The following is a 13,342-nucleotide window of genomic DNA, read 5'->3' as shown; positions in this document are numbered from 1 at the left end:
CTCGCACGCTGCCCGGCGTTCAGCCAGGGCGGCAGGGATGCAGCAGCGGGCTCAGCTCGCGGGCTGCGCCTGCTCGATGCGCGGGAAGAGCGGCGGCACGGTCGTCACCCGGCCCGTGCCCTGCCACTCGTGCGCCGCCTGGATGCGCTGCGCGAGCACGTCGCCCTCGCCGCCGACCGCCGCCCACAGCTTCTGCGCCGTCTCGGGCATGACCGGCGCGAGCAGGATCGCGGCCGCGCCGATGCCGTGCACGTTCGAGGCGAGCACCGCCGCCAGCCGGTCGCGCTGCGCCTCATCCTTCGCGAGCACCCACGGCGCCTGCTCGGTGATGTAGCCGTTCAGCCGCTCGACGATCGACATGGCCGCGTCGACGGCCTCGTCGATCGCGAACCGGTCGATCGCCCGCTCGGCGCGACCCACCGCATCCGTCGTGAGCGCCAGGATGTCGGCGTCGACGGCCACCTCGGGCACGACGCCGTCGCAGTACTTGTGCACCATCGCGATGACGCGCGAGGCGAGGTTGCCGAGGCCGTTGGCGAGCTCGGCGTGGTATCGGGCGTCGAGGTCCTCCCACGAGAAGGAGCCGTCGGAGCCGAACGCGATCGCCGACATGAAGTAGTAGCGGAAGGCGTCGACGCCGAAGACCTCGGTGATCTGCCGCGGCTCGATGCCCGTCGCCTTCGACTTCGACATCTTCTCGCCGCCGACGAGCAGCCAGCCGTGGCCGAAGACGTGCGACGAGATCTCGATGCCTGCCGCCATCTGCATCGCGGGCCAGATGACCGCGTGGAAGCGCGCGATGTCCTTGCCGACGATGTGCACGGCCGGCCAGCGGCGCGCGAACAGCTCGTCGTCGACGCCGTAGCCGTTGGCGGTGATGTAGTTCAGCAGCGCCTCGAACCAGACGTAGACGACGTGCGTCTCGTCCCACGGCACCTTGATGCCCCAGTCGAAGGTGTTGCGGCTGATCGACAGGTCGTTGAGGCCCTGCTTCACGAACTGGCGCACCTCGTTGCGCACGTGCTCGGGCTGCACGTAGTCGGGGCGCTCCTCGTAGAGCGCGAGCAGGCGGTCGCCGAACTCGCTGAGCTTGAAGAAGTAGTTCGCCTCTCGCACGACCTCGATCGGGCGGGAGTGGATGGCGCAGACGAGCTGGCCCTCGAACTCGCCGGTGCCGGGCACCAGGTCGTTCGCCGTCTTGTACTCCTCGCAGCCGACGCAGTACTGGCCCTCGAACTCGCCGTGGTAGATGTACCCGGCCTCCTTGAGGCGCTCGAGGAAGATGCGCACGCCGACCTTGTGCCGCTCGCTCGTGGTGCGGATGTAGTCGTCGTTGGCGATGTTCAGCAGCTCGAGCTGCGGGATCCAGGCGCTCTCGACGAGCCGGTCGGTCCACTCCTGCGGGCTCACGCCGTTCGCGGCCGCGGTGCGCATGATCTTCTGGCCGTGCTCGTCGGTGCCCGTGAGCATCCACGTGTCGTCGCCGCGCATGCGGTGCCAGCGGGCGAGCACGTCGGTGGCGACCTCGTTGTAGGCGTGGCCGATGTGCGGCACGTCGTTGACGTAGTAGATCGGCGTCGTGACGGTGAAGCGCTCGGGCATGGGGTCAATCCTAGGCGCGCTCCCCCGCCGCCCGAGCCGGTCCGTGCTCGCAGGGCTGACCCGCGTCGAGACCGCTACCCGGCAGACGGATGCGTGAGGGCGGCCCGGTAGAGCGCGTTCCGCGGGTGCCCGGTCGCCTCCGCGACCTCGGCCGCGGCCTCCTTGAGGCGCATCCCCGCCGCCTTGAGCCCCAGCACCTGCTGCACGGCCGCGTCGAGGTCGGCGAGCACGGGCGCCGCGCCCTCGAGCACGAGCACGATCTCGCCCTTGACGCCCTCGCGCGCCCACGGCAGCAGCTCGGCGGCGGTGCCGCGACGCACCTCCTCGTAGCGCTTCGTGAGCTCGCGGCAGACGGCCACGCGGCGGCCCGGCATCGCGCGGTCGATCGCCTCGAGCGCGTCGGTGAGGCGGTGCGGCGCCTCGAAGAGCACGACCGTGCGCTCCTCGCGGGCGAGCGCGGCGAGCATGCGGTCGCGCTCGCCGCCCTTCCGCGGCAGGAAGCCGTCGAAGGCGAACCGGTCGGTCGGCAGGCCCGAGAGCGCGAGCGCGGTGAGCACCGCCGAGGGCCCGGGCAGGCACGTGACGGCGACGCCGGCGGCGACGGCTGCCTGCACGAGCCGGAAGCCGGGGTCGCTGACGGTCGGCATGCCGGCGTCGGTGAGCACGAGCACGTCCTCGTCGCGGGCGCGCTCGACGAGCGCGGGCGACGCGGCCTCCTCGTTGTGCTCGTGGAGCGCGACGAGCTGCGGCTGGGCGTCGATGCCGAGCGCGCGCATGAGCTGGCGGGCGGTGCGGGTGTCCTCGGCGGCGATCACGGGGGCCGTCGCGAGCGCCTCGCGGAGCCTGCCGCTCGCGTCGCCCAGGTTGCCGATGGGCGTCGCGCCGAGGATGATCACGCGGCCCACGCTACTGCGCCGCCTCGCCACGCCCCGCTGGTCGAGCCGGTCGGCCGCCGCTCCCCCTCCCCCTCCCGCTGGTCGAGCCGGGCGGCCGCCTCCCTCCGCTGGTCGAGCCGGGCGGCTGCTCCCTCCGCTGGTCGTGCCGGGCGGCCGCCTCCCTCCGCTGGTCGAGCCGGGCGGCCGCCGCAGGCGGCCGCCCGAGTCGAGACCACCGTCGCGCTCGGGGAGACGGTGGTCTCGACTCGCTCCGCGCCCTGCGGGCGCGCAACGGCTCCGCTCCCGCTGGTCGAGCCGGGCGGCCGCCGCAGGCGGCCGGCCGAGTCGAGACCACTGCCGTGCGCGGCGAGCGAGTGGTCTCGACTCGTTCCGCGCCCTGCGGGCGCGCAACGGCTCGACCAGCGGAGGTGGGGCCCGAGCGGCTCGACCAGCGGGTGGTGCGGGTGCGGCGGCGCAGCTCGACCAGCACCGGGATGCGAGAATCGCCGGGTGACCGACCCGCGCGCCGCCGAGCCCGACGACGGCGCGCGCGCATCCTCGCTCGCGCCCGCCGGCGCCGCCGTCGCGGTCGACGACGAGCCCGCGCCCGCACGGCCCGCGACGCGTGCGCCGGGCCGCTTCGTGCGCGCCTACGAGGCGCTCGAAGCGCGCGTCGCCGAGCCGCGCATCCGCCGCCGCATCGAGGTCGGCGCGCCCGTCGCCATCGTCGCGATCGCCGCCGTCGCGAGGCTCACCGCGCTCGGCCACCCGGGCATCCTCGTCTTCGACGAGACGTACTACGTCAAGGAGGGCTGGTCGACCTGGCAGCTCGGCTACGAGGGCGAATGGGCCGAGGGCTCCGACGAGCGCTTCCAGGGGGGCGACCCGGGCGGCCTCACGACCGAGGCCGACTACGTCGTGCACCCGCCGCTCGGCAAGTGGATCATCGGCATGGCGATGGCCGTGTTCGGCATGGCCGACCCGTTCTGGTGGCGGCTGCCGAGCGCGCTCGCCGGCATCGCCCTCGTGGGCCTCACCTACGCGATCGCGCGCGGCCTGCTGGGGTCGGTGGCGTTCGCCTCGCTCGCGGGCCTGTGGATGGCGATCGACGGCTTCGCGATCGTCATGAGCCGCACGGCGCTGCTCGACGGCATCCTCGCCCTCTTCGTGCTGGCCGGCGCGGGAGCGCTGCTCGTCGACCGGCGCGGCTCCCCCGCGCGCACCGTGCGCGCCCTCGCCGAACGGCCTCGGCGCATCCTCGCCGCCATGTGGACGCGGCCGTGGATCGTCGTCGCCGGCGTGCTGCTCGGCGCCGCGTGCGCGACGAAGTGGTCGGGCGCCGTGTTCCTCGCCGCCTTCGGTCTCTGGACGGTGCTGCTCGACGCCCTCGACCGGCGGCGCGCAGGCTACCGATCGCCGTGGCTCGGCACGCTGCTGTCGCAGGCCCCGGCGAGCTTCGTCCTGCTCGTCGGACCCGCGCTCGTCGTCTACGTCGCGAGCTACGCCGGCTGGTTCGACGGCGGCTGGGGCTCGCAGCTCATGCTCGAGCGCGCCGACCTGCGCTGGGGCGGGCTGCTCGCGTGGGTGCCGCTCGGGCTGCAGTCGCTCTGGGCGTACCACGCGCAGCAGCTCGGCTTCCACGTGGGGCTCACCGGCGACCACTCGTACCAGTCCCCCGCCTACGAGTGGCTGTGGCTCGGCCGCCCGACGGGCTTCGAGATGGCGTCCGGCGATGCGGGCACCTGGTGGGTGACGGCGCTGCCGAACCTCGTCGTCTGGTACGCCGGAATCGTCGCGCTCGGCTTCCTGCTTTACCGCTTCGGCCGCACGCTCGACCGGCGCGTGGGCTTCCTGCTCGTCGCGATCGCCGCCGGGTACGTGCCGTGGCTCGCGTTCCCGGAGCGCACGATCTTCTTCTTCTACGCGATCGTCTTCCTGCCGTTCCTCGTCATCGGGCTCGCGCACGCGCTGCAGGTGCTCGTCGGGCCGCCGCGCCGTCCGTCGACCGGCTCCGTGTCGGCTGGGCCGGATAGTCCGGTCGGCGCCGCGCAGAGCCGGTCGACGGACGGGCTCGGGGTGGGTCACGAGGCGGCGGACGACGCGCGGCCGGCGGATGACGCGGCGGATGCGTCGGCGCGGCTCGACGCCGACCTCGCGGCCGCCGTGCCGGCTCCTGCCGCGCGGGCAGTCACGCGGCCCGCGCGCGACGACGTCGAACGCCGCGCGTGGGGCTGGCTGACGGTCGCGGCGCTCGTGCTCGCGAGCATCGCCGTCGCGCTCTGGTTCCTGCCCGTCTGGTACGGCATCGAGCTGCCCTCCGACCTCGTGCGGCTGCGCTACTGGCCGCCGACGTGGCCCGGCCGGTGAGGCCCCCGCTGACAGGTCAGAACGGCTCGGGCAGGTCGCAGACGAAGCCGCGGCAGCGGTAGGCGCCCGGCGCCTCCTTGCCGGCCAGCAGCTCGAAGCCGGCATCCGCGAGCTCGGCCGCCTGCGCGGGGCTCACGACCAGGGCGCCGGGCTCGCGGCGCAGGGCCGCGGGCGGGTCGCCGACGAGCACGAGCGTCTGCGGCGGCTCGGCGAGGAGCGCCGCGACCCGCAGCGTCGCGGCGCCGGCGAAGGGATTGCGGATGGCCAGGGTCGCGTCGAGCAGGCGAGTCGCGCGCTCGAGGTGCTCGGCGTCGCCGCTCAGCGCGTAGAGCCCGTGCAGCGCTCCCGCGAGCGCGGCCTCGCCCGACGGCGCGTCGCCGTCGGAGGCCGGCCCGAGCTCGAGCGCCGGGCCCTGCCCCGCGACGGCGACGGGATCGGGTGCCGCCTCGAGGATCGCGCGGGCCTCCACGGCCCAGCGCGCTTCGCCGGTCGCGGCGGTGAGCGCAAGCAGGCCGCTCGCGAGGCAGCCGGCGTCGGCCGCGGTCGCGACCGCGTCGGAGGCCTGCCCGTCGAGGCTCGCGTGCACGAGCCGCACGCCCTCGGGCGTGCGACGCGCGTGGTGCGCGAGCCGCACGCCCTCGGGCGTGCGACGCGCGTGGTGCGCGAGCAGGTGCTCCGCCGCGCCGCGGGCGAGCGCGAGCGCCCGCTCGTCGCCGTCGCGCAGCGCCCGGATGCTGAGCGCCTCGATCGCGAGCCCGTTCGCGGCCGTCACGACGAGCCGGTCGAGCGGCGGCCGCTCGCGCTCGGGCGACGGCGGGCCCAGGTGCCAGCCGCCCTCGACGCGCTGCCCACGCACGGTCGACTCGGCGTCCTCGGCGACCGCGAGCGCGCCGCCGGGCAGCCGCAGCACGTCGTCGAGGAAGCCGACGATGCCGGCCGCCACGGTCTCGCGCCCGAGCAGCGTCGCGGCGTGCAGCAGCTGCGCGTTGTCGATGAGCATCCGCTCGAAGTGAGGTGCGGCCCAGTCGCGGCGCGTCGCGTAGCGGAAGAAGCCGCCGTCGCGGCCGCGCAGGTGCGAGTACCCGCCGCCCGCGACCACCGCGTCGTCGCCGGCCGCCGCGTCGAGCAGCCGGCCCGCGAGCGCCGGATCCACGTCGACGAGCGCCAGCATGAGCGGCGCCTGCGGGAACTTCTGCCCTTCGCCGAGCCCGCCGTGCTCCGGGTCCTCCTGCGCCGCGACGCCGGCGAGCGCCGCCCGGATCTCGGCCGCGTCCGGCAGCGCGTCGGCACGCTCGCCGGAGCCGGCCCGCGCGGCGCGGAGCGCCTCCTGCACGCGCCCCGCGGTGTCGAGCACCGCATCCGGCTGCTCGTGCCAGGCCGCGGCGACGCCGCGGAGCACGTCGCGGAAGCCGGGCACGCCCTGCCGAGCGGTGGGCGGGTAGTAGGTGCCGGCGAAGAACGGCTGCCCGTCGGGCGTGAGGAAGACGCTGAGCGGCCAGCCGAGCTGGCGCGTGAAGGCCGATGCCGCGCCCATGAGCGCGGCGTCGACGTCGGGGCGCTCCTCGCGGTCGACCTTGACGGCGACGAAGCCTGCGCGGAGCGCCGCCCCGACCTCGGCGTCGGCGAACGACTCGCGCGCCATCACGTGGCACCAGTGGCAGGTGGCGTAGCCGACCGACGCGAAGACCGGCACGCCGCGCTCGCGCGCCTCGGCGAACGCCGCCTCGCCCCACTCCCGCCAGTCGACCGGGTTGTCGGCGTGCAGCCTGAGGTAGGCGCTCGCGGCGCCCGCGAGCCGGTTGTCGACGCTCTCCATCCGCCCACGCTACGCCCGTCGCCTCGGCGCCCGCCGGTGCGGTCGAACACCGTGCGCTCGAACACCGTGCGCTCGAACGGGACCCGCTCCACCGCAGAGGACCCTGTGCACCGGGTCCTCCTCGGTGGCAGGGGTCCCGCTCGGTGGAACGGATCACACCGGCGAGCGGGCGCCGGCCCTCACCAGCGCGTGGGGCGCCGCATGCGGTGCCAGTTGCGGCACGGCTGCGTCGAGCCGCGGCGCACGCCCGTGCAGGGCGGCATCGCCTCGGGCGGCTCGGCCTCGAGCACGATCGACCGCCCGTCGAGGTCGAGCTCGCGGCTCGTGGACCACAGGTGCCACGCCGGCTGCATCGCGTTGCTCAGCACCTCGCAGTCGCAGTAGCCGCCCGCTGCACGCAGCCGCGGCAGCAGCGCCGTCGCGCGCGGCGCCGCGAGGTCGCGGTAGAGCTCGGCGAACCGCAGGTCGCCGTCGCAGCTCGAGCGCTCGAGCGCACGGTCGAGGAAGCAGGCGACGCACTCCCCGGGGTGCGGCACGAGCCAGTCGTCGAGCAGGCTGCGCACGTAGGCCTCGGCCTCGTCGCTGATCGATCTCTCCATGCCGCGCACGGTCGCAGACCTCCCGCCCGGCCCGTGCGGCGCATCCGCCCGCCTGTGGAGGGCCGCGCTGCACGGCCGTCCACCCGTCGGCGGCGACGGCCGGCGGAACGACCCGCTCGACCGACGACGACCCGGTGCGCCGGGTCGTGCCGGGTGCAACGGGTCGTCGAGCGGGATCGGTTCCGAACGGGGCGGGCGGATGCGTCCGTCCGGCGGGGTCGGGTCAGCTCACCTCGGCGGGGTCGGCCGAGACGCGGCCGGCCGCGCCCTGGTCGAGCGCGTCGATCGCCGCGATGTCCTCGGGCGTCAGCTGCACCGACGCGGCGGCGAGGTTCTCGGCCATGCGCTCGGGGCTGCTCGACTTCGGGAAGACGATGCGACCCTCGGCGAGGTGCCAGGCCAGCGTGACCTGCGCCCACGAGACGCCGAGGCGCTGCGCGATCTCGCCGATGACGCCGGTCGAGTAGTCGACCTTGCCCTGGCCGAGCGGGCCCCAGGCCTCGATCTTGATGTCGTGCTGCGCCGAGAGCTCGACCGCGGCGCGCTGCTGGAACTGCGGGTGCAGCTCGATCTGGTTGACCGCGGGCACGATGCCGGTCTCGAGGATCTCGGGCAGGTAGCGCTCGTCGAAGTTCGAGACGCCGATCGACGAGGTGAGGCCCTCGTCGCGCATCGCGGCGAGCGTCTGCCAGGTCTCGACCGGGCTGCCGTTCGCGGGCGTCGGCCAGTGGATGAGGTAGAGGTCGACGTGGTCGAGCCCGAGCATCTCGAGGCTCGCGCCCAGCGCCTCGCGGGCCGCGGCCTCGCCGCGCCGGTCGTTCCAGAGCTTCGTCGTGACGTAGAGCTCGTCGCGCGCGATGCCGCTCGCGGCGAGCGCGCGGCCGACGCCCTCCTCGTTGCCGTAGATGGTGGCGGTGTCGATGTGGCGGTAGCCGGCCTCGAGCGCCTCGGTGACGATGCGCTCGGTCTCGGCCGGGTCGACCTTGAAGACGCCGAACCCGAGCTGCGGGATCGTGCGGCCGTCGTTGAGCTGCAGGGTGGGGATGGTGGTCATTCGGTCTCCTCGATCGTGGACGTGTCCTCGGGCAGGGCTGCGGTGTCGACGCCGGGCACGTGACGCTCGTCGGGGCCGCTGTACGCCGAGAGGGGGCGGATGAGCGCGTTGTTGGCGCGCTGCTCGATGATGTGGGCGGTCCAGCCGGTGACGCGCGCCGCGACGAACAGCGGCGTGAAGATCGGCACGTCGAAGCCGATGAGCGCGTAGGCGGGGCCCGACGGGAAGTCGAGGTTGGGCTTGATGGGCTTGCGGTCGGCCATCGCCTGCTCGAGCGCCGTGTACATCTCGAGCGTCTCGGGGGCGTCGTAGTGCTCGACGAGCCGCTCGAGCGCCGCGCGCATGGTGGGCACGCGCGAGTCGCCGTTCTTGTACACGCGGTGCCCGAAGCCCATGATCTTGCGCTTCTCGTCGAGCGCGGTCTGCATCCACGCGTCGGCCTTCGACGGCTCGCCGACCTCGTGGAAGACCTCCATCACGGCCTCGTTCGCGCCGCCGTGCAGGTGGCCCTTGAGCGCGCCGACGGCCGCGGTGACCGCGGAGTAGAGGTCGGCGAGCGTCGACGTGACGACGCGGGCGGTGAAGGTGGATGCGTTGAACGAGTGCTCGGCGTAGAGCACCATCGACTGGTTGAAGGCGTCGACGACGACCTCGTCGGCCTCCTCGCCGAACGACATCCAGAGGAAGTTCGCGGCGTAGTCGAGGTCGTCGCGCGGGGGCACGAGCTGCTCGCCGCGGCGGCGGCGCTGCTCGTAGCTGACGATCGCCGGCAGCACGGCGAAGAGCGCGAACGCCTTGTCGAGGTCGGTGGATGCGTCGTCGGCGTCGGGGTCGTTGGCTCCGACGATGCTGACGGCCGTGCGCACGACGTCCATCGGGTGCGCGGTCGTGGGCAGCGCATCCATGACCGTCCTGACGTTGTCGGGCAGCGCCCGCAGCCCGCGCTCCTTCGCGCGGAACTCGGCCAGCTGGGCCTCGTCGGGCAGCTCGCCGTGCCAGAGCAGGTAGGCGACCGCCTCGAACGGCTGCGTCGCGGCGAGCTCCTGCACCGGGTAGCCGCGGTAGAGCAGCGAGTTCGTGTCGGGGTTGACCTTCGAGATCTCGGTGGTGTCGGCGACGACGCCGGCGAGCCCCTTCTTGATCTCGGGCTGGGCCTCGGGCTGGGTCATGGTGCTCCTCGGTGAACAGGTGTGGGGCGCGATCCGACTCTAGGGCACGGCCGCTCCGAAGATCGTTCGCCCGGCGAACGACGTCTGTGCCCAGGCATGGGCGGTCACGATGCCGCAACGATCCGCCGATGCTCGCAGGATGCGCCGGAGGCCCGCGATAGCGTCGCCTGTCGCCCGCGAGGGCTGGAACGAGACCGCACCGAACGACACGAGACGAGCTGAGACGCCATGGCCGAGACGCCGCCCACGACCCCTGAGCATCCGCGCCGCACCCCCGTGCGGCAGGTCATCCGGGAGGTGACGGAGCCCGGACTCGTGCATCCTGCGCTCATCCCCGGCATCGGCGTCGAGCGCACCGGCCGCACCTTCGGCACGAACTGGGCCGTGTTCGCGATCGCCGGCGCCTTCATCGCCGCCGTCATCGTCTGGGGCATCCTCGACCCGGCGAGCATCCAGGCGACCGGCTCGGCCTCGCTCGGCTGGGTGACGACGAACTTCGGCTGGCTCTTCGGGGCGCTCACGATCGCGATCACGGTCTTCATGATGTTCGCCGGCTACGGCCGCACCGGCGGCGTGCGGCTCGGCTCCGACGACGAGGAGCCCGAGTTCTCGACCGTCTCCTGGATCGCGATGCTCTTCTCCGCCGGCATCGGCATCGGCCTGCTCTTCTACGGCCCCATGGAGCCGCTCACCTACTTCCTCGCTCCGCCTCACGGCTTCGACGCTGAGCCCGGCACCGTCGACGCGATGCACTCCGCGCTCGCGCAGACGCTGCTCCACTGGGGACCGATGGCGTGGGCCTACTACGCGCTCGTGGGCGGCGCGATCGCCTACGGCGCCTACCGCCGCGGGCGCTCGCCGCTGATCTCGGCGATCTTCACGCCCATCTTCGGCCAGCGCACCGAGGGCTGGCTCGGCCAGCTCGTCGACGTCTTCGCGATCATCGTGACGCTCGGCGGCACCGCCATCTCGCTCGGCATCGGGGCGCTGCAGATCGGCCGCGGCTTCGAGATGGTCGCGGGCATCGGCGAGGTCGGCAACGCCTTCCTCATCGGCACCATCGCGGTGCTCACGGCCCTCTTCGTGGTCTCGGCCGTCTCGGGCATCAAGCGCGGCATCCGGGCCCTGTCGAACATCAACATGGTCGTGGCCGGCGTGCTCGGGGTCTTCGTGCTGGTCGCCGGCCCCACGCTGCTGCTGCTGAACCTGCTGCCGTCGGTCACGGTCGCGTTCTTCGAGGACCTCGGCACGATGCTCATGCGCAACCCCGCGCAGAGCGAGGGCTCGGCCGCGTTCCTCTCCGCCTGGACCACCTACTACTGGGCGTGGTGGGTGTCGTGGACGCCGTTCGTCGGGATGTTCGTCGCGAAGATCTCCCGCGGCCGCACCCTGCGCGAGTTCGTCACCGTCGTCGTGGTCGTGCCGTCGGCCGTCTGCCTCGTCTGGTTCACGATCGTCGGCGGCACGTCGATGTCGATGGAGGCGGCCGGGCTCGGCATCAGCGAGGCGGGCTCGTCGGAGGCGATGCTCTTCGCGATGCTCGGCAACCTGCCCTTCGGCGTGATCACGTCGATCCTCGCGCTCGTGTCGATCGTCATCTTCTTCGTCACCTCCGCCGACTCGGCGTCGATCGTGATGGCGTCGATGAGCCAGGGCGGCAAGCCCGAGCCGAGCCGCTGGGTGACCATCACGTGGGGAGTGCTGCTCGGCGCGACCGCCGCGACGCTGCTCGTCGCCGGCGGCGAGGAGGCGCTCAGCGGCGTGCAGTCGCTGATGGTCGTGACGGCGCTGCCCTTCGCGTTCGTGGTGATCGGCATCATGGTCGCCTGGGCGAAGGACCTGCGCACCGACCCCTACATGCTGCGCCACAAGTACGCGAAGGCCGCGATCGCGCAGGGCGTGCGGCTCGGCATCGAGGAGCACGGCGACGACTTCGTCTTCGGCTCGAGCGGCGTGCACGCCGACGACGGCGCGGGCGCGTGGCTCGACACCGACGACCCGGCGCTCACCGAGTGGTACACGGATGCGACGACCGGGCCGATCGACGCGCAGGGCGTGCAGCGCACCCTCGACCCCGGTCGCATCCAGCCGAAGGGCCCGGACCGCCCCGACCACAGCGCCTCGGGCGACAACGCGCTCGTCGTCGGCGAGGAGGAGCGGGAGCGGCGTCGCCGGGCCGAGCCCCCGGCCGAGTAGCCCCCCCGTTCGTCGAGTAGGCCCGCAGGGCCGTATCGAGACGAAGCTGCCTCGGTCTCGATACGGCCGCTCCGCGGCCTACTCGACCAACGGGGTCACGGCCGCTCCCCACCCGTTCGTCGAGTAGGCCCGCCAGGGCCGTATCGAGACGAGGCCGGCCACGGTCTCGATACGGCCGCTCCGCGGCCTACTCGACCAACGGGGTAGCGCAGTCTCGATACGGCCGCTCCGCGGCCTACTCGACCAACGGGGTAGCGCAGTCTCGATACGGCCGCTCCGCGGCCTACTCGACCAACGGGGTGACGCGGCCTACTCGACCGACGGGGTGACGCGGCCTACTCGACCGACGGGGTGCCGCGGCTCAGGCCACGCCGAGCGCCCGCGCCACCACCAGCAGCTGCACCTCGCTCGTTCCCTCGCCGATCTCGAGGATCTTCGAGTCGCGGAAGTGCCGCGCCACCGGGTACTCGTTCATGAAGCCGTTGCCGCCGAAGATCTGCGTCGCCTCGCGCGCATTGTCCATCGCGGCGTCGCTCGCGGTGAGCTTGGCGATCGCCGCCTCGGTCTTGAACGGCTTGCCGGCGTCGCGCAGGCGCGCCGCGTGGTGCCACGCGAGTCGCGCGCTGTGCACGCGCGCCTGCATGCGCGCGAGGGTGAACTGGATGCTCTGGCGGGTCGACAGCGGCTCGCCGAAGACCGTGCGCTGCTTCGCGTAGTCGACCGCGGCCTCGAGGCAGCCCTCGGCCGCGCCGGTGGCGAGCGTCGCGATCGCGATGCGTCCCTCGTCGAGGATGTGCAGGAAGTTGGCGAAGCCGCGGCCGCGCTCCCCCAGCAGGTTCGCCGCGGGCACGCGCGCGTCGGAGAAGGTGAGCGGATGCGTGTCGGAGGCGTGCCAGCCGACCTTGTCGTAGCCGGGGTCCACGGTGAAGCCGGGGGTGCCGTTCGGCACGATGATCGTCGAGATCTCCTTGCGGCCGTCCTGCTCGCCCGTGACAGCCGTGACGGTGACGAACTTCGTGATGGGCGTGCCGGAGTTGGTGATGAACTGCTTCGCGCCGTTGATGACCCACTCGTCGCCGTCGAGGCGCGCGGTCGTGCGGGTCGCGCCCGCGTCGGAGCCGGCGCCGGGCTCGGTGAGGCCGAAGCCGGCCAGCGCGGTGCCCTCGAGCAGCGGCGGCAGCAGCTCGGCCTGCTGCTCGGGCGTGCCGAAGCGGAACACGGGCATGGCGCCGAGGCTCACGCCCGCCTCGAGCGTGATCGCGATCGACTGGTCGACGCGCGCGAGCGCCTCGATGGCGAGGCAGAGCGCGAAGTAGTCGCCGCCCTGGCCGCCGTGCTCCTCGGGGAAGGGGATCCCGAACAGGCCCATCTCGCCCATCTGCGCGACGACGTCCATCGGGAGCGTCTTCGTGCGGTCGGCCTCGTACGAGACGGGTGCCACGACGCGGTCGGCGAAGTCGCGGATGGTCTCCGCGAGCGTCAGCTCGTCGTCGCTGAGGGCGTAGGTGGCCAGATCGATCGTCATCCCGTCTCCTTGTGTCTAGGGAGCCGCCATCCGCGCGGGATGCCGCGATCCGATCGGGATCAGTCGGCCTCGCTCCGCGCTGAGCAGTCGCCTTGCACCTTACGGCACGCGGGCGAACGGCTCGGCGCGGAGCGGGGCC

The 13,342-nt window shown here is 73.4% G+C and carries 9 protein-coding genes; 2 read left to right on the top strand and 7 right to left on the bottom strand.

Features of this window, described 5'->3' with window-relative positions; translation table 11 throughout:
* Window positions 1-51: 51 nt before the first annotated feature.
* A complete protein-coding gene (metG, locus tag MU522_RS08090; protein ID WP_246990557.1) occupies window positions 52-1,602 on the bottom strand; it encodes a methionine--tRNA ligase in 1,551 nt (516 codons plus the stop codon).
* Window positions 1,603-1,676: 74 nt separating this feature from the next.
* Window positions 1,677-2,498 (bottom strand): 16S rRNA (cytidine(1402)-2'-O)-methyltransferase, encoded by an 822-nt coding sequence (gene rsmI, locus MU522_RS08085; RefSeq protein WP_246990556.1) that lies wholly within the window; start codon window positions 2,496-2,498, stop codon window positions 1,677-1,679.
* Window positions 2,499-2,987: 489 nt separating this feature from the next.
* On the opposite strand from rsmI, the gene MU522_RS08080 reads away from it, so the two are divergent.
* On the top strand, window positions 2,988-4,844 hold the full coding sequence (locus tag MU522_RS08080; protein WP_246990555.1) for a phospholipid carrier-dependent glycosyltransferase: 1,857 nt from the start codon (window positions 2,988-2,990) through the stop codon (window positions 4,842-4,844).
* 16 nt (window positions 4,845-4,860) lie between these two features.
* Here the strand turns inward: MU522_RS08080 and MU522_RS08075 are convergent, their stop codons facing one another.
* The 4 genes from MU522_RS08075 to MU522_RS08060 all read right to left on the bottom strand — a co-directional run bounded on the left by MU522_RS08075 (window position 4,861) and on the right by MU522_RS08060 (window position 9,482).
* Window positions 4,861-6,660: a DUF255 domain-containing protein gene (locus tag MU522_RS08075; protein ID WP_246990554.1), complete on the bottom strand. Its 1,800-nt coding sequence runs from the start codon at window positions 6,658-6,660 to the stop codon at window positions 4,861-4,863.
* Window positions 6,661-6,839: 179 nt separating this feature from the next.
* Window positions 6,840-7,259, bottom strand: coding sequence for a DUF2695 domain-containing protein (locus MU522_RS08070; RefSeq protein ID WP_128189473.1), 420 nt, complete (start codon window positions 7,257-7,259; stop codon window positions 6,840-6,842).
* 223 nt (window positions 7,260-7,482) lie between these two features.
* Window positions 7,483-8,313, bottom strand: coding sequence for an aldo/keto reductase (locus MU522_RS08065; protein ID WP_128189471.1), 831 nt, complete (start codon window positions 8,311-8,313; stop codon window positions 7,483-7,485).
* Window positions 8,310-9,482: a bifunctional 2-methylcitrate synthase/citrate synthase gene (locus tag MU522_RS08060; RefSeq protein WP_246990553.1), complete on the bottom strand. Its 1,173-nt coding sequence runs from the start codon at window positions 9,480-9,482 to the stop codon at window positions 8,310-8,312. The genes MU522_RS08065 and MU522_RS08060 overlap by 4 nt, the downstream gene beginning before the upstream one ends.
* A gap of 228 nt (window positions 9,483-9,710) precedes the next feature.
* Between MU522_RS08060 and MU522_RS08055 the strand changes: the two genes are divergently transcribed.
* Window positions 9,711-11,678, top strand: coding sequence for a BCCT family transporter (locus MU522_RS08055; RefSeq protein ID WP_246990552.1), 1,968 nt, complete (start codon window positions 9,711-9,713; stop codon window positions 11,676-11,678).
* Window positions 11,679-12,039: 361 nt separating this feature from the next.
* Here MU522_RS08055 and MU522_RS08050 read toward each other — a convergent pair whose 3' ends face one another.
* On the bottom strand, window positions 12,040-13,203 hold the full coding sequence (locus MU522_RS08050) for an acyl-CoA dehydrogenase family protein (RefSeq protein ID WP_246990551.1): 1,164 nt from the start codon (window positions 13,201-13,203) through the stop codon (window positions 12,040-12,042).
* Window positions 13,204-13,342 lie beyond the last annotated feature (139 nt).

Origin of the sequence: Agrococcus sp. SCSIO52902, from assembly GCF_022983135.1 — a bacterium.
GTDB classification, from domain to species: domain Bacteria; phylum Actinomycetota; class Actinomycetes; order Actinomycetales; family Microbacteriaceae; genus Agrococcus; species Agrococcus sediminis.
This window is presented reverse-complemented; position numbering and strand designations above follow the sequence as displayed.

Bases quoted from the DNA above. Each gene is read 5' to 3' on its own strand.
- MU522_RS08060 (WP_246990553.1), bottom strand. From the start codon at position 9,482: ATGACCCAGCCCGAGGCCCAGCCCGAGATCAAGAAGGGGCTCGCCGGC.
- MU522_RS08070 (WP_128189473.1), bottom strand. From the start codon at position 7,259: ATGGAGAGATCGATCAGCGACGAGGCCGAGGCCTACGTGCGCAGCCTG.
- MU522_RS08055 (WP_246990552.1), top strand. From the start codon at position 9,711: ATGGCCGAGACGCCGCCCACGACCCCTGAGCATCCGCGCCGCACCCCC.
- MU522_RS08050 (WP_246990551.1), bottom strand. From the start codon at position 13,203: ATGACGATCGATCTGGCCACCTACGCCCTCAGCGACGACGAGCTGACG.
- MU522_RS08065 (WP_128189471.1), bottom strand. From the start codon at position 8,313: ATGACCACCATCCCCACCCTGCAGCTCAACGACGGCCGCACGATCCCG.
- metG (WP_246990557.1), bottom strand. From the start codon at position 1,602: ATGCCCGAGCGCTTCACCGTCACGACGCCGATCTACTACGTCAACGAC.
- MU522_RS08075 (WP_246990554.1), bottom strand. From the start codon at position 6,660: ATGGAGAGCGTCGACAACCGGCTCGCGGGCGCCGCGAGCGCCTACCTC.